Consider the following 16,122-nt stretch of genomic DNA (forward strand, 5'->3'; position numbering starts at 1 on the left):
GAAGAGCTGCTCCATTATGCTTTTCCCTCTTGAGGCATAAAAGATTGCATTAGAAAAGGCCGGCAGCAAATATAAACAAAATAGTCAAAAACAATATCTTTTAGATAGCTCTCTCTCATATTTGCCAAGCCTTATGTCATTTTTCAATCGAAATGGTATGTTTTTGACTTTACGGAAGCCGTTATAAGTGCCGTTCGGCATGGTAAGAACTGCGAACGAGCGGAGCACTCTCTATCGTACGGAAGCCTTTTTCGATACCCACCAGTCGAAGATGTTCGAACTGTTCGGGCGTGATGTATTCCACCACAGGAAGATTCTTCCTCGACGGTTGCAGATACTGTCCTATAGTAATAACTGAGACTCCCGCCGCAAGAGCATCATCCATCAATTCAAGTATCTCTTCTTCAGTCTCGCCCAAACCGAGCATCATTCCTGTTTTCGCGGGCATTTTTCCGGACTGAGCTATGTGACGAAGCACGGCAAGGCTGGTATCGTAAGTAGCCACGCTGCGTACCGATGGCGTAAGCCGACGTACCGTCTCCAGATTATGCGAAATAACATCCGGACTTGCCTCGATAATCATGTCCACCAAATCCATCCGTCCTTTGAAGTCGGGAATCAGAACTTCGAGTGTCACTCCCGAGTTGATCCGTCTGATTTCCTGAATGGTCTTAACCCAGTGTGTGGCACCATAATCCGGCAAGTCATCGCGGTCAACGCTCGTCACCACAGCATGGTTAAGCCCCATCAGTTTGATACTCAATGCGACGTGAGTAGGTTCTGCTTCATTGAGCGGTTTGGGACGCCCCGTCAAAGTGTTGCAAAATCGACAGGCACGTGTACAGATATCACCACCGATCATGAAGGTAGCAGTCCCTCTACTCCAGCACTCTCCCATATTGGGGCATTTGCCACTTGTACAGATCGTATGCAGACAATGTCCCTCGACAATGCTTTTAGTCTCGGTAAACTTCTCATTCCCACCAAGACGTATTTTCAACCATTCGGGTTTCTTGACGTGTTGCGCCATAGTTTTTTCAACAAAGAGCTATTAGAGACCACTGTCGAACGGAGCAAGTGAACAAAAGCCCCCTTCGCCACTCGCCCCATCAAGCAACTGAGAGATACTGTATTAAAGATTGTCGAACAAAAACTTTGCTTTGCGAGTATAGAGATGATAGCGGGTATTCCCCCCGTATATACTATGGTTCTTGTCCATATAGATAGCCATGTCGAAGGGGATATTGGCCTGAACCAGCGCCTCTGTAAAAAGCATCGTGTTCTGAAGATGAACATTGTCGTCTGCCGATCCGCTTACGATCAAGAGATTCCCTTGTAGTTGGCTTGCCACATCAAGAGCTGAAGACATCTTGTATCCGGAAGCATTTTCCTTGGGTGTACGCATGAAGCGTTCGGTGTAAACCGAATCGTAGAAACGCCAGTCTGCCACAGGAGCAACGGCTATCCCCGCTTTGAATGTACCATTTCCCCGACACAAACTCATTAGTGTGGTATAGCCGCCATAGCTCCACCCCCATATGCCGATACGAGCTGCATCCACATAGGGCAGCTGTCCTATAGCAGTGGCCGCTGCTATCTGATCATCACTTTCGAATACACCAAGTTGCATGTAGGTACACTTGCGCCATTCTTCGCCGCGGGCACCGGTGCCACGCCCATCCACACATGCTACGACGTAACCTTTCGATGCAAGGTAGTGTTCCCAATCGAATGAATAGCGATCCAATACCTGCTGGGAGTTGGGACCGCTATACTGTACCATCAGGACAGGATAGTGGCGAGAGGGATCGAAATCAATAGGCTTCACGATCCAGGCATTCAGTTCAAGAGCCGATTGAGTTTTGATAATGGTAAACTCCTTCGGGTTGTAACGATAGGCTTTCAGCCGTTCACGGAGAGCAACGTTATCCTCCAGTGTGCGCAACTCTTTGGCTCCTTTGCTTCTGAATACCGAAACCACCGTTGGGGTAGCAGCACTGCTATACGTATTAATATAGTATGCATAGTTGCCACTGAAGAGAGCATCATTCGTGCCTACATTCAGGCTGAGCTTTGTTTTCCTGCCTTTGGCATCTATGGCATAGACAGCTCGACGGATGGGGCTTTCTTCCGCCGACTGGTAGAAGACCGTTCCCGAAGCATCCACTCCGTACAGTTTGGTCACATCCCAATTTCCTGAGGTAATCCGACGGTGCATTACCCCTTTGTTATCGTAGAGATAGATATGAGCAAACCCATCCTTTTCGCTCACATAAGCGAATCCGCCTCCGGCCGTAAACTTCAAGGCCTGAATCCAATCGCTATCCACATATCGCTTGTTCATATCCTGTAGTATCAGCTTGGGGACGAGACTCTTCGGATGCACATAGTACATTTTGAAGTCGTTCTGCAAACGGTTGAGTGTCATGACAGCCAACTCATCCGCGTTGTCCGTGAAAGCAATTCGGGGAATATATCCATCCGCATCGATCGGCAGGCTTACCGACTTGGTATTCCGATCCGCCACATTATAGAGATGCAGGGAGACGGTACTATTCTTCTCCCCTGCCTTGGGATACTTATAGGTATAGTCTTCGGGATAAAGTTTGTCCTCATACATAGGCATTCGATATTCGGGGACGGCAGATTCATCGCTGCGCACAAAAGCCAGAAAAGCATTGTCCGCACTCCAGCTCATCAGATTGGTCACACCGAACTCTTCTTCGTACACCCAATCCGTCGCTCCGTTTAAAACAGAGTTGATCTGCCCATCGGTAGTAACTTGTACTTCCGTATCGAAATCGAATTTCTTGATAAAGATGTTATTGTCTCTGACGAACGCTACCATCCGGCCATCAGGGCTGAATGTAGGGATCATCACTTTGCCGACATGCTCGCTCAGTGGTTTTACCAAATTGCGGCGAACATCATAGTCGTAGACGGCAGCACGATACGAATGCCGATAGATGCTCTCCATATCCGTAAAGAGCAAAATATGATGTCCGGTACTGCTTACCTCGTAGTTCTGTATTTGTTTAAACGGGCATTCGCGTGCTCGTTCGATACTGAAGAGCGTATCGACCGCCTTGCCGGAGGCATAATTGTAGCGGACGATAGCCGTTCGCTCACGGTTCATCTCCGTATAGTGTTCTCCATCCGGCATGGAGCGTATTCCTCTCCCTGCACTGCGAGCATAAAACATTCCGCTCGTGATTTCTTTCAAATCTACGGGTTTGTCCCCCGTCTGAGCCATGGCACACATGGTTACGATGCCAAGTAGCAGAATTATTACCGGTCTTTTCATAAGAAAGTGTATTATATCTTCTTTTAAGTGGTTTATTGCTTAGCGTTTCAACGCACGATCCATCTCTCGGCGATCATCTCGCTCTTTGATGGATGCACGCTTGTCATATTGTTTTTTCCCTCGTGCCAATCCGATTTGCAGCTTGGCCAATCCCCTTTCATTGATAAAGAGCTTGAGCGGCACTATCGTGGTACCCACGCTCTTGGATGCCTCCTCAAGCTTGCGTAGCTCTTTGCGATTGAGCAGGAGTTTACGGTCGCGGCGAGCCACATGGTTGTTATAGGTGCCATAGAAGTATTCGGCTATGTACATATTCTTCACCCACAGCTCTCCCCGATGGAAGTAGCAATAGGTATCAACCAAACCGCCTTTGCCCAGTCGGAGCGATTTGATCTCGGTACCGACCAATACAATGCCCGCCGTGTAAACGTCCAAAATCTCGTAATCGAAAGTGGCACGTTTGTTCTTTATGAGGATATTCTTCTGTATTTTCTCTTTCATAGTTGTGGGTATCGTTACATCCGGAAGTCTGCCTATCGCGGAGCTTTTTTATAAAGGAAAACGGCAATGACCGTAAACACGAAGTTAGGCAACCAAGCTGCCATAAACGGAGGCAAAGATCCGCTGATGGCAAATGTACCAGCAACGGTCATAAACAGGATATAGGCAAAGCTAAGCCCCAGACCGATAGCGATATTGATCCCCATCCCTCCTTTTACTTTGCGTGAAGAGAGCGAAGCACCGATAATGGTGAGGATAAAGGCAGAGAAGATGGCTGCATAGCGTTTGTGCAGTTCGATCTCAAAGAGCTTGACGTTGCCCACGCCCCTTTGCTTCTGATGCGATATATAGGTATGCAGGTCGGTAGTCGTCATCGTCTCCACATCATCCTCTGCCACGAGGAAGTCCGCCGGGCGGACGGCTATTACCGTGTCCATCTCGCTACCGCTCTCGACCGTCTCTTTATACTTACCGAAGTGCCTGATCCTGTAGTTGAAAATGCGCCAGTTATAAAGCGAGTCGTATTGGATCCTATCCGCTGTCAGACGGGAGACGAGCTGCTTGCCCTTGAACTCTTCCAGGCTGAACTGGTAACCGGTTCGCATGGCATCGCTGTACGATCCGAAAAAGGCAAAGACCCCTTTCTTCACTTCGAGCTGAACGCTCTCGGCATACTGTACCTTCTTGTTCTTGATGTATTTGTTCTGAAAATCAATTCGTGTAGCATTGCCCGGTGGGATAACGAAACTATTGAGCAGGAAAGTCAGTATGGCAATCACCGTTGCCGACAACATATAGGGCACCATCAGCCGCTTGAAACTGACTCCGGCCGAAAGCATCGCGATGATCTCGGACTTCTCAGCCAGCTTCGACGTAAAGAATATCACCGATATGAAGACGAAGAGCGGGCTGAAAAGATTGGCGTAGTAGGGAACGAAGTTGAAATAGTAATCGAATATGATACTGCGCAGACTGACCTCCGGCTTCATAAAGTCATCGATCTTCTCATTGATGTCGAAGACGACCGAAACGGATATGATCAAGATGATGGAGAAAACGAACGTCCCCAAAAACTGCTTGATCAAATACTTATCTAACCTGTTCAACCTCTTCATGAGATACATGATAAGCTACAGCCTGTTGTCAAGCTGTCGGATCATAGCCGTTTTCCAAGTGCGATAGTCGCCGATTTGAATATGCTTACGCGCTTGCCGGACCAGCTCGAGATAGAAGGCGAGGTTGTGAATAGAGGCGATTTGCAGACCGAGAATCTCCTGTGTATGGATCAAGTGGTGCAGATAGGCCTTACTGTAACGGCTGTCCACGTACGACGTACCGTCAGGATCAAGCAGCGAGTAGTCGTCCGCCCATTTGGCATTGCGGATATTGATGGTACCGTGCCAGGTGAAGAGCTGCCCATTACGGCCGTTGCGCGTAGGCATGATGCAGTCGAACATGTCCACACCACGGTCTATCGCTTCCAATATATTGATCGGAGTACCTACCCCCATGAGGTAGCGTGGACGATCTTTGGGAAGGATCTCGTTGGTCAGTTCGATCATCTCGTACATCTTTTCCGTCGGCTCTCCCACGGCCAATCCTCCGATGGCATTTCCGGCAGCATCGACGGCAGCTACCATCTCGGCCGACCGGCGGCGCAGATCGGGATAGACGCATCCCTGCACGATGGGGAATAGCTGCTGTTCATATCCATAGAGTGGCTCCGTCTCGCGCATTCTACACAGGCAACGCTCCAACCACCTTCCGGTCAGGAGCATCGAACGGCGGGCATATTCGCGGTCGGCATCACCGGGGCAACATTCATCGAAAGCCATGATGATGTCCGCTCCGATAACGCGCTGGATGTCCATGACCCTTTCGGGTGAAAAAAGGTGCTTGGAGCCGTCTATATGGGAACGGAAAGTCGCACCCTCCTCTGTGATCTTCCGATTCTCCGCCAAAGAGAACACCTGAAAACCTCCGCTATCCGTGAGCAAAGGCCGCTCCCAGCTATTGAACTTGTGCAAGCCTCCGGCACGCTTGAGCACATCCAATCCGGGACGGAGATAGAGGTGATAAGTATTGCCGAGTATAATCTGAGCCCGAATATCCTCTTCCAACTCGTGCATGTGTACGGCCTTCACGCTCCCGACCGTGCCTACCGGCATGAAGATGGGAGTCTCTATGGGGCCATGGTCTGTAGTCAGCAGACCGGCACGCGCTTCGCAGTCGGCACATGTATATTGAAGATTGAATGTCATGGGTTATTCCTCAATTACGGAAAACAAAAATAGTCTTTTTCCCCGACGCCTATGTCACAGGGCAATCGCATTTGAACTGTTAACACACTTATAAACCTAACGATTGCTACGCTCGGTTATCAAACAAGTACGAATTAATGGGACCTTTGCACAACAAGCAGGCACTTTTGTTTATTCTTCTTATTGTGTGTCAGGCGACTATTTGGTACACGCCGGATTTCCACAAGTGGAAAGCTATCTTTCCACCGGTGGAAAGTTTATTTTCCACCAGTGGAAAATTCTTTTTCCACCAGTGGAAATTTACTCCCCTTTAATGAGTGCCCCTTTGAGACATCAAACGACATGACCGGCAACAGCACTTGTGCTCCTCCAACCATCGCCTTGCTCCCCGTGTATGCACCTTGTCGCCACGCTGTGCCGTCTGATTCACATTGCGTCCATACAAGCCGATACCACCTCCGGCTCCAATAACCCATCCGGCTACCGTGTCGGGACACAGTAGCAGCCAACAATACCGATTAGGAGAAACTCGCTCGCATGAAACCGCAAAACCAATTTAATGCGTCGGCTCCGGGGGCAGCCTGCCTGGGTGATCGCGTTTGAAAATTTTTAGTCTCTTTCCTCTATGATTTGAATCTCTGGCATATGGATTCGCACTTGTTTTGAAAATCGAATGTGGCAATCATGTGCTTTAGATGTACGTTAGTGGCTGAAATGCGATTGCCCTGCCTATATCATCGCAGAAGACATGAGGGGTAGAGATGCAGACGTGGGAAGTAGAGCGGACTGTAAGCCCCATGCACAGCCCGGCAGTTGTCAGTCGGGATAGTTCAGGTTCTCCTCCGTCGCTACATCGAGTACCTCACGCAGGTATTTCTCGGCCTCATATTTGGCCATCGGCAGGTTGTGCAGCAGGCAGTTGCCACAGTCGCGCGGCTCCGTACCCGGCACTTCTCCTTCGAAGTCTCTGATGAAGCGGAAAGTCTCCTGCATGAGGGGCAGTATATCTTTGGATACGTAATTGCCTCGCATCAGAAAGTAATTGCCCGTAAGGCAGCCCATCGGCCCCCAGAAAACGATCCTGTCCTTATAAAGCGGATGATTACGCAGATAAGTTGCAGCCAAATGCTCGATCGTATGCAGTTCGGGTGCTCCAAGCACCGGTTCGCGATTGGGCTCTTTCATTCGAATATCGAAAGTCGTAACCACCTCTCCCCCTATATAGTCCTTGCGGGAGACATATATGCCTCGTTTGAGGCGAATATGATCTAACTGAAAACTGGGAATTTTTTCCATCTCCATATCGGGATTGTCTTATTTCTACATTGCATCGAATACTCTTTCGAGAATAGAAAAGGTAGCCGGAGAAGCCTTGCGCCAGAAGTCCATATACTCCGCAAAGTTATCCCGACCTTCGCCGGCAATATCGCTGATAATACGCACGGCGATGAACGGGACTCTGTATATATATGCCACCTGAGCCAACGCAGCAGACTCCATATCCACGGCAACGGCATCGGGAAAAGTACGACGAACAAAGTCTTGCTCCTCCGATGATGACAAGAAACGATCGCCACAACAAACCACACCCTCTCGGACAGGTACCGGAAGCGAACGAAAAAGGGCGAGAAGATCCTCCGAAACGGGATAATAAAGGGGAAAACCCTGCACCTGCCCCCAAGCAATATCGGCTCCGCACGAAACATCGTGATAGCAGACAGCCGTGGACACTACCGTATCATGGATAGCGACATTCCGCCCCAATCCTCCACTCACGCCTATATTGATGAGGTAGTCGGGACGATAGCGGCGGATCAGTTCTCCGGCACAGACAGCAGCAGCCACCTTCCCTATTCCGCTCAGGGCATATATGACGCGATGTCCTCCGACAATTCCGACAACGGCACGGAAAACCGCATCCCGTATTTCTTCCTTGTTTTCGAGGATGTCCGGTAGCAGGCGAAACTCTTTCCCCATGGCTACTACCACACCGATAGTCTTGTTCATTGCTGTACGGCTTCTATTCTTCGATCGGCCAAAGGTATATCATCTGTCACAATATGATTGTATGCAGACTCGTCAGTCGACACATACACGACAGACCTCTTTATAATCATTCGAGGGCGACGTATGCTGAAAAAGGGCCGGAAGTCGGAGAGGTTAATCCGATCCTTGCGTTATAGAAAGAGTCGGTATTGTACCGGACTCTTTCCGTTTAATCTTGCCTTAATTCTATCGTTGTATGACCAATCCGGGGTTAAAGAGCAATAATCACAAAACTATTCGACGAGGATTTTTTGGGATGCCACGATGATGAAGTCAGGATAATAACGCAATCGAGGCAGCATCGGAGAGAGATAAAGCCTCTCGCCATGCTGCCCCGATCTGTTTGTTAGTACTCGCGCGTCGTTATTGAACGATCACTCTTTCTGTAATATCACCGATCTGCAAGAGGAAAACGCCCTTGAGATGGCTGATATCTATCTGCTGGAAGATGTTATTAAGCGTAACTCTGTAAACAATCTGTCCGTTCATATCTATAAGAGACGCCACTTTGCCTACCATTTCTGCCGGTATCTCTATCGTCAAATCTTTTGATGTGGGTATGGGATAGACATGGAAGCCTTTGGTGTCGACTTCTCCTACGGCATTGCTCTTCTTCATCAGGGCTGTCACTTCTGTATCTTTCTCAAGAAGGAATTCATACGGAGCCTCGATACTCTCTCCGTTCACCATTACCTTGTCCACTTCGTAACCTTCGGCAGGGATGGGATGTATTTTAATACGACGGCCTGCCACTAATGTGGAACCGCTGTTCAGGGGCTGCCCGTCGGCCGTTAGCTTTATCTCTCCATTTTCGGGCTGGATGACCACTACGGAATATACAGAGATAGGTTCATAAATCGCTTCTATTTCATTTGTAGATTCTTTGACTACTACATGAGTATAACTGTTTTTGAAGGGTAGTCCTGAAAAATCCACATAATCTTTAAGTCCGAAATATACTAAATCTGCTATGGAAGGCTTTGGGAAGAATGTCTCTGAAGCGAGCATTTCTTTGTCGTACTCATAGTAGTACCAGAAATCGTCACGCCCGGCTTTGACAATATCCATTCCTTCACTGTCGTATTCGTATATCAATTCAAATTCGTTCAAACCTGTACTGGCCGGTCCCGGTATAAACCTGATAGCAACTATTTTGTTGAGGTTATTGTATGTAAGCTCTTCCCGATTGAATTCTTGTCCGCTTCCCGGATCGGTTTGAATCATCTCTTTCAAGAGTCCGTTTTCATTATAGATTAGTTCTGTCGTGCGCAGATCGCCCCATACATTGGCCATAACGTCGAAGAAATCTATATCCGCTTTGATCAGTTTCATATCGGCATCGTAGGAAAAATCGATACGGATATCCTCTATCAACTCCTGACTTCCATCTTTAGGCGAGTATCTGCTGAAATGAGTGATATAACCCTTGTCATCGCGGACAAATTCCCATTTTCTGACAGGTATCTGAACGGTTCCATCGTATTCCTCCTCACGAATCATATATCCGCCTTCATTGAAAAAGAATCGTCTTTCGTGTTCGATCTCTCCCGAAGACTCATCCACCGAATAGATCCTTTGCAGACGGTTGTCGACTCCGTATTCGTAATTAGAGTAGGAGGAGAAGCTTTTTTCTTTTACAATCCTGTGTTTGAATTGCTGCGGATCGGCATGGAAGTAATTTGGAGCCATTGTCTGAGCATTAGCGCTCCAAATCCATGCACATAAGAAAGCCACGGAGGCCAAAAAAAGTTTTTTCATAATGATTTTTCTCATTGGTTATTAGCGACGGCAAAGGTATCGGCCGCCATCAGACAGGCCAATACCTACCTTAGGGTATTCTTTTCACTTATTTGGATGGAATTAGGTATTTCTGACGATATTCCTAATAGTTTGCTGTTACCTCTTGAGGATATTCCTTATAGGTGTCTCCTGTATGGAGACCTTTGCACAACAAGCAGGCATTTTATCCATTCATTTTATTGTGTGTCGGCCGATTTGTTTTGTGTGTTTATGGTATGATCAATGACACAAAACGGTGGTACGACAAGGAAAATCATCCGACGAGAAGAGGTCTCATTCAGGGACGTCATGTCAACGAATCGATACGGGAAAGCACGGAATGTATTTTTGACCCAAGTCGATATGCTTACATAAGAGGATACTATGGTCTCACATGAGAGGATACTATGGTCTCATACGAGATGATACTATGGTCTCATATGAGAGGATACTATGGTCTCGCATGAGAGGATACTATGGTCTCACACGAGAGGATACTATGGTCTCGTATGAGAGGATACTATGGTCTCATATGAGAGGATACTATGGTCTCATATGAGAGGATACTATGGTCTCACATGAGAGGATACTATGGTCTCACACGAGAGGATACTATGGTCTATTGATGGAAGATGCTATCTGCTCTCTGCCGGATGGCAGGTTCGGGGAGTGGGAGGTTCCGTGCGAGCTGTTAAACCGATAGATGAGATTGTCGCATGGCATTTTCCGGGAGATTTCATTGTCAATTGACTGATTTTTCAGTGTCGTTATAGATATGAATACCTCTAAAGCTCCTCCATGACTTATGCGACACGCTCTATAGGTGAGCAAAAACGATACCGAAAAGATACTTCTTGATGACCTTCTCTTTTTGCGAAGGGCTCGTTATATGAATCATTTTCAGTTTATAAAATCGATTCCAATTAAATATAGAGAACGAAAACGATTCGTATATAAACCGTTGGCTTTCTATGGCCGTTTCGGGAGATGATAAAACAGAGGCACCCACCGAGTTCGCGACCGAACCGGGTGGGTGCCTTATATCCTTGGTTGTCGAAAGGAGACTTATCAGTCTCTATTGATCACAAGGATTTTTGTTTGTTGTAGGGCGAATGGATTAGATCAACTTCAGCTCTTGGATGAGACGGGGACACTGACCCCATTTATCGATCATGAAGAGAACGTAGCGGATGTCCACGCTGATTGTGCGCTGCAGATCGGGTTCGAACTCGATGTCACCACTCATAGCTTCCCAGTTGCCATCGAAAGCAAGACCGATCAGACGGCCGTTCTTATCGAATACGGGGCTACCGGAGTTACCGCCCGTGATGTCGTTGTTCGAGAGGAAAGCGATATGGAGCTGACCGTTCTCGGCATAGCGACCATAGTTTTTGGTGCGGAAGAGGTCGAGGATATTCTCCTGTACGGCAAACTCATCGCTCTTAGGATCCTGCTTCTCCAATACGCCCTTACCTGTCGTATGATAGTTGTACCAGGCACCGTCCTGCGGTTCATATCCCTTGATGGAGCCGTAGCTCATACGCATGGTGAAGTTGGCATCGCTCGGCAGAGCACGTCCGGGGTACATCTCACGCAAACCGGCAAAGAAAAGACGCTTGCCCTTCTCAATGGCATAGGCATTGGCCATCGCATCGGCCTGAATAGCGCGAGCAGCAGCTATTACGCTCTTGGAAAGCTCTACAGCCGGATCTTTCTCGATAGCCTTGGCAAACTTTTCCTTGTCCATGGACTTGAGCATGGCATGGAACTTGTCACTATAAGGAACCACACTCTTGTCGAATACGAAGTCTGCATACTTCTTCGTGTCGCCTTTGAACTTCTTGTCGATTACATTCTTGAATATATCGGGGAGCTTGTCGGCAGGGATACGCCGGCGTACAATATCGAGCATGGCGGGCAGCACCTTACGGTCGAGCGAGGGGAGGTAGTCTTTGTACTTGTCATCAAGCGATTTGAGGATACCGGCATGAGCATCAGGATTTGTAGCCAATGCGTTGGCAAACTGTGCAAAACGAACCACCTCGGTACCACCGAAGAGCGTCTCGCTCAAATAAGTCATCTCACGATTGGCCTTGGCTCCTTCCTTATAAGCCTTTTCGAGAGAAGACAATACATCGCCATAGACAGCACTCTTGCCGTTCTTACGGATCCAGTCTGCGAATGCTCTTTCCTCGGCACGCTTGCGACCTATCACGTCAAGACGAGCGAGACCGCGGTTCATACCGATCGAATTCTTCCAATAGTTAGCACTCTGAGCATACTTGCTGGCATATTTGATACGGGTAGCTTGATCTGCACTCATGGCTTCCTTCCAGATACCTTGCTTGATACCGCGAACTTCGATACGGGGATTGTTCTCGTTTTCGATACGATCTTCCACACCCCAAGAAGTGAGGTAGCGATCCGTACTGCCCGGGAAACCGATGGTCATGGCATAGTCGTCAGCCTTGTAGCCTTGCATGGATACGGCAGCGAAGTAAACGGGCTTATAGGGTTTATTGTCCTTGCTGTATTCGGCCGGACGGTTGTCGGCACCGGCATACACGCGGAATACGCTGAAGTCGCCCGTGTGACGCGGCCACATCCAGTTGTCCGTATCGCCTCCGAACTTACCTACAGAGCTGGGAGGAGCAAATACCATACGAACGTCCTTGAATACATCGTAGACGATGAGGAAGTATTCGTTGTTGGAATAGAAAGGCTCTACGATGCAGAGTTGGTTCTCGTCTGCATTTTCTTTTTTGGCCAGTTCTTGGCATACCTCCTGAGCTTTGCGCAGACGCTCCATCTCGTCAGTGATACCCTTGAGCTGTCCTTCTACCTTGTCCGTTACCTTCACGATCTTGCGCAGATACTTCACGGAAAGACCCGGAATCGGAAGCTCCTCACCCATCGTGCGAGAAACGAAACCATCGCGCAGATAGTCGTGATCCACCGTGCTTTGGCTCTGGATAGCACCGTATCCGCAGTGGTGGTTGGTAAAGATCAGGCCCTGATCGGACACTGTGATACCGGTACATCCGCCACCGAAGATAACCACGGCATTGGCAATGGACGGCTTGTCGAAACTGTAGAGCGAATCCAACGGGAGCGTAAAGCCGAGCTCACGCATTCGATCCAGATTCTCCTGATTGAGTTCGTTGAGGAGCCACATGCCTTTGTCGGCTTTGGCCACCCCTGAAGCACCCAATAGCAGGGCTGCTCCGAGAAGAATACTTTTTAATTTCATTTGCATTACTGTTTATGGTTGTTACCTATGATTATTGTCTATGATAAGGCGCACTTTCTTGGTCTTGGTACGCGTAGCCATCCATGAGCTTAGCTTGTTTATTTCCGACTGGCTTATCCGGTCTTTCGGACGCACCACGACGAGCAATACGGAATCCCTACCCTGTGCCACTCCGGACGAAGGTACCAGCATAGCCGAATTGATAGAGGGGAAAATCACTTGCAGCTCTTGGGCTATCTCACTCTCCATCGAAGAGAAACGGTTGTAGAAGTTTAATACATTTCGGAGCGAATCGATCTGCCGCTGCTGGTTTCGAATGATTTTCTCGCCATTGTCATAGAGGTCTTTCAGCAAAACGTTTTTCAGTTCGTTCACATCGGTCTCTTCCTGCTCATAACCGAAGCCCTGTTTGATGTTCAGTTCTACGCCGGACAAACCGTATGAAGAGAGCTTTGTTTTCGCACTGTCTATCTGAGCCGGAGAAACGGTAGCACCGATCAATACCACTTCTATATGCTTCCGGTTGTTCTCTTCCAGTAGCTGGTCGCGTATGACCTGCGTATTGGGGATACTGCCGATCACCTCTCGCACGTACTTGTGTGCGTTTTCCTGAAGTAGATTGTTGCTGAAGAGCTGTATGCTCAGATAGATACTCGGAGCAATCGTACATACGGCAATGACCGTAATGATCCGGCGCACTTTCTGCTCTCGCTGTTTATTGAGGAAGACTTTGCGTGGGAACTTCAGCAAACGTACTGCAAGGAAGGTAGCCAGTGCGATAAATACAGAATTGATGATGAAGAGATAGAAAGCCCCGAAGAAATATGCAAACTGCCCCGTACCAAGGCCGAAACCGGCAGTACAGAGAGGAGGCATAAGGGCCGTCGCGATAGCCACACCGGGTATTACATTGCCCTTGCTTTTGGTACTGCCGGCGACAATCCCCGCAGCACCACCGAAGAATGCGATCAGCACGTCGTACAGAGTAGGCTGCGTACGTGCCAAAAGTTCGCTCTGTTCTTGTCCGACAGGAGAGATAAAGAAAAACAACGTAGCCGTGAGAATACTGAAAAGCGTGGCCAACCCCAAGTTGCGGAGCGAACGCTTGACAAGCTCAAAGTCCAAAATGCCCAGTCCCAAGCCGAATCCGATGATCGGTCCCATAAGCGGGGAGATCAACATGGCACCGATGATAACGGCAGTCGAATTGACATTAAGACCAAGAGAAGCGATGAAGATGGCGAAGATAAGGATCCAGAGCTTCGTACCACGGAAATCGACATCTGCCTTGATAAGGTCGATGGTCTGATAGTCGTTCTCTTTCTCTTGTCGGAGGTCGAGGAGCGACTTGATATACTCCACAAAAGTCCGTTTGATATCCGACGGTGTCGGAGTAGGAGTAGGAGTCGGGGTAGGAGTAGTACCGAGATTACTGTCCATAAGTAAATATAAATTAGGGGATTATCTTTTTCGTATTCTATTGAGCATGGGGACTGCTATCCCACTCAGGTCTTTCCTGAAAGCTATGATGACAAATAATAAGACAAACAATGTGTTGACACCCAATCGAAGGGCTGTATACTGCGGAAACAGATAGGCCACACAATATGTTCCGCCCACGAGCAAAGCTGTCAGAGCGGCATAGAACAAAGCATTTCCGAGACGGTATGGAACGGGGAAATAGTACCTCCCCATAAAATAAGAAAGCAGCATGATCAGACCATTGCTGATCACCGAAGCCCATGCACAAGCCATAAAGCCGTAGGTACGCGCACCGAAGACGATGATCAGCACCGTAGTGACGCAGCCGATCAGAGAAAAGATCGCACCCCATATCGTTCGGTCGGTGACCTTGTACCAAAGCGAGAGATTGAAGTAAATGCCGAACATCAACTGCCCCAGCATCACGAAAGGCACGACCTTGAGTCCTCCGTAATATGCCGGACCGACAAAGTGCTTGAGGATGTCCATATAAGCCATCACACCCAGATAGATGAAACAAACAAAGATGATGAAGTACTTCATCGCCGTAGCATAGGACTCCTTTCCCTCTTCCTCGCCACTTTTGATCTTGGCGAAGACGAAAGGATCGTAGGCATAGCGAAAGGCCTGGGTGAACATCACCATGATGATGGCCAGCTTGTAGCATGCGCCATAGATACCGAGCTGTGCTTTCCCCTCCGCCGGATCGTCGAAAAGCATGGGAAAGAGAATCTTATCGGCCTGATTGTTGAAGCTGCCGGCCAAGCCCAACAGCAGAATAGGGAAAGAATAGGCCAGCATCTTGCGCAGAACGTCCGGACGAAATACGCGGCCGGCATGCCGCCAATGAGGAAAAAGCATGGCCATCTGCACGAGGTTGCAAATGAAGTTGATGACGAACACGTACCCCAATTCGTAGTTCGGGCGGTAGAAGCTATCGATCCACTCCGGATGTAAGGCATAAATACGGGGACACAGGAAGAGGAAAAAGATCGTAAGGACGATGGTCAGCAGGATGAATGTCAGCCGAACGAACATAAATCGCCACGGCCGGTTCGCATAGCGCAGATAGGCCAATGGAATGGCCATGAAAGCATCCATCGCCACGATAGCGAGCAGCAGACCCACGTACTCCGGATGAGCGGCATAGCCCATACTCCCACTGAGCGGTCTGAGAAAAAGCAAGCCTGCACAAAGGAAGAATGTGGATGTAGCCCCCAAAGACCACAACGTGGTGGAATAGACTTCGTTCGGACGTTCGGCCTTATTGATGAAGCGGAAGAAACCGGTCTCCATCCCATAAGTCAGGACGATCATGGCCAGTGCCGTCCAAGCGTATAGATTGGTCATATTGCCGAAGTCGGCAGTGCCCGGCAGTGCGCGTACATAGACGATGGTCATCAGCCAATTGAGCAGACGTACCAGGATGGTACTCAGGCCGTAAACGGCCGTATCTTTCATCAAACCTCGTATTCCGGATGCCATATATCAGCAGATTA

11 protein-coding genes and 1 pseudogene are annotated in these 16,122 nt (G+C 48.6%); all 12 read right to left on the reverse strand.

The window, feature by feature from the left end; genetic code table 11:
• Positions 1 to 181: 181 nt before the first annotated feature.
• Positions 182 to 1,030, reverse strand: coding sequence for a lipoyl synthase (lipA, locus tag PGN_RS07005; protein ID WP_012458293.1), 849 nt, complete (start codon positions 1,028 to 1,030; stop codon positions 182 to 184).
• A gap of 102 nt (positions 1,031 to 1,132) precedes the next feature.
• A complete protein-coding gene (locus PGN_RS07010) occupies positions 1,133 to 3,304 on the reverse strand; it encodes a S9 family peptidase (protein ID WP_012458294.1) in 2,172 nt (723 codons plus the stop codon).
• A 39-nt stretch (positions 3,305 to 3,343) separates the two neighbouring features.
• The gene (smpB, locus tag PGN_RS07015) at positions 3,344 to 3,805 is read right to left on the reverse strand and encodes an SsrA-binding protein SmpB (RefSeq protein ID WP_012458295.1); all 462 of its coding nucleotides are present in this window, start codon (positions 3,803 to 3,805) and stop codon (positions 3,344 to 3,346) included.
• 32 nt (positions 3,806 to 3,837) lie between these two features.
• Positions 3,838 to 4,920 carry an LptF/LptG family permease gene (locus tag PGN_RS07020; protein ID WP_039417594.1) on the reverse strand — a complete coding sequence of 361 codons (1,083 nt, stop codon included), beginning with the start codon at positions 4,918 to 4,920 and terminating at the stop codon, positions 3,838 to 3,840.
• Between the two features lie 15 nt (positions 4,921 to 4,935).
• Positions 4,936 to 6,066, reverse strand: a complete 1,131-nt coding sequence (gene tgt / locus PGN_RS07025) for a tRNA guanosine(34) transglycosylase Tgt (RefSeq protein WP_012458297.1) — start codon at positions 6,064 to 6,066, stop codon at positions 4,936 to 4,938.
• Between the two features lie 257 nt (positions 6,067 to 6,323).
• Positions 6,324 to 6,621 (reverse strand): annotated as a pseudogene (locus tag PGN_RS10690) (hypothetical protein).
• A 261-nt stretch (positions 6,622 to 6,882) separates the two neighbouring features.
• Positions 6,883 to 7,362 carry an S-ribosylhomocysteine lyase gene (locus PGN_RS07030; RefSeq protein WP_012458299.1) on the reverse strand — a complete coding sequence of 160 codons (480 nt, stop codon included), beginning with the start codon at positions 7,360 to 7,362 and terminating at the stop codon, positions 6,883 to 6,885.
• Positions 7,363 to 7,386: 24 nt separating this feature from the next.
• Positions 7,387 to 8,073: a 5'-methylthioadenosine/adenosylhomocysteine nucleosidase gene (locus PGN_RS07035; RefSeq protein WP_012458300.1), complete on the reverse strand. Its 687-nt coding sequence runs from the start codon at positions 8,071 to 8,073 to the stop codon at positions 7,387 to 7,389.
• A gap of 402 nt (positions 8,074 to 8,475) precedes the next feature.
• Positions 8,476 to 9,870, reverse strand: coding sequence for a T9SS type A sorting domain-containing protein (locus tag PGN_RS07040; protein ID WP_012458301.1), 1,395 nt, complete (start codon positions 9,868 to 9,870; stop codon positions 8,476 to 8,478).
• 1,138 nt (positions 9,871 to 11,008) lie between these two features.
• Positions 11,009 to 13,147 carry a S46 family peptidase gene (locus tag PGN_RS07045; protein WP_010956040.1) on the reverse strand — a complete coding sequence of 713 codons (2,139 nt, stop codon included), beginning with the start codon at positions 13,145 to 13,147 and terminating at the stop codon, positions 11,009 to 11,011.
• A 15-nt stretch (positions 13,148 to 13,162) separates the two neighbouring features.
• The gene (locus PGN_RS07050; RefSeq protein WP_080504422.1) at positions 13,163 to 14,581 is read right to left on the reverse strand and encodes a DUF389 domain-containing protein; all 1,419 of its coding nucleotides are present in this window, start codon (positions 14,579 to 14,581) and stop codon (positions 13,163 to 13,165) included.
• Between the two features lie 21 nt (positions 14,582 to 14,602).
• On the reverse strand, positions 14,603 to 16,108 hold the full coding sequence (locus PGN_RS07055) for a lipopolysaccharide biosynthesis protein (protein WP_039417349.1): 1,506 nt from the start codon (positions 16,106 to 16,108) through the stop codon (positions 14,603 to 14,605).
• Positions 16,109 to 16,122 lie beyond the last annotated feature (14 nt).

This window comes from Porphyromonas gingivalis ATCC 33277 (genome assembly GCF_000010505.1).
Classification (GTDB): Bacteria; Bacteroidota; Bacteroidia; order Bacteroidales; family Porphyromonadaceae; genus Porphyromonas; species Porphyromonas gingivalis.

Excerpts from the sequence above, each read along its gene's own strand:
- PGN_RS07010 (WP_012458294.1), bottom strand. The coding sequence starts at position 3,304 with ATGAAAAGACCGGTAATAATTCTGCTACTTGGCATCGTAACCATGTGT.
- tgt (WP_012458297.1), bottom strand. The coding sequence starts at position 6,066 with ATGACATTCAATCTTCAATATACATGTGCCGACTGCGAAGCGCGTGCC.
- PGN_RS07045 (WP_010956040.1), bottom strand. The coding sequence starts at position 13,147 with ATGCAAATGAAATTAAAAAGTATTCTTCTCGGAGCAGCCCTGCTATTG.
- PGN_RS07035 (WP_012458300.1), bottom strand. The coding sequence starts at position 8,073 with ATGAACAAGACTATCGGTGTGGTAGTAGCCATGGGGAAAGAGTTTCGC.
- PGN_RS07020 (WP_039417594.1), bottom strand. The coding sequence starts at position 4,920 with ATGAAGAGGTTGAACAGGTTAGATAAGTATTTGATCAAGCAGTTTTTG.
- PGN_RS07055 (WP_039417349.1), bottom strand. The coding sequence starts at position 16,108 with ATGGCATCCGGAATACGAGGTTTGATGAAAGATACGGCCGTTTACGGC.
- PGN_RS07050 (WP_080504422.1), bottom strand. The coding sequence starts at position 14,581 with ATGGACAGTAATCTCGGTACTACTCCTACCCCGACTCCTACTCCTACT.
- PGN_RS07030 (WP_012458299.1), bottom strand. The coding sequence starts at position 7,362 with ATGGAAAAAATTCCCAGTTTTCAGTTAGATCATATTCGCCTCAAACGA.
- PGN_RS07040 (WP_012458301.1), bottom strand. The coding sequence starts at position 9,870 with ATGAAAAAACTTTTTTTGGCCTCCGTGGCTTTCTTATGTGCATGGATT.
- lipA (WP_012458293.1), bottom strand. The coding sequence starts at position 1,030 with ATGGCGCAACACGTCAAGAAACCCGAATGGTTGAAAATACGTCTTGGT.
- smpB (WP_012458295.1), bottom strand. The coding sequence starts at position 3,805 with ATGAAAGAGAAAATACAGAAGAATATCCTCATAAAGAACAAACGTGCC.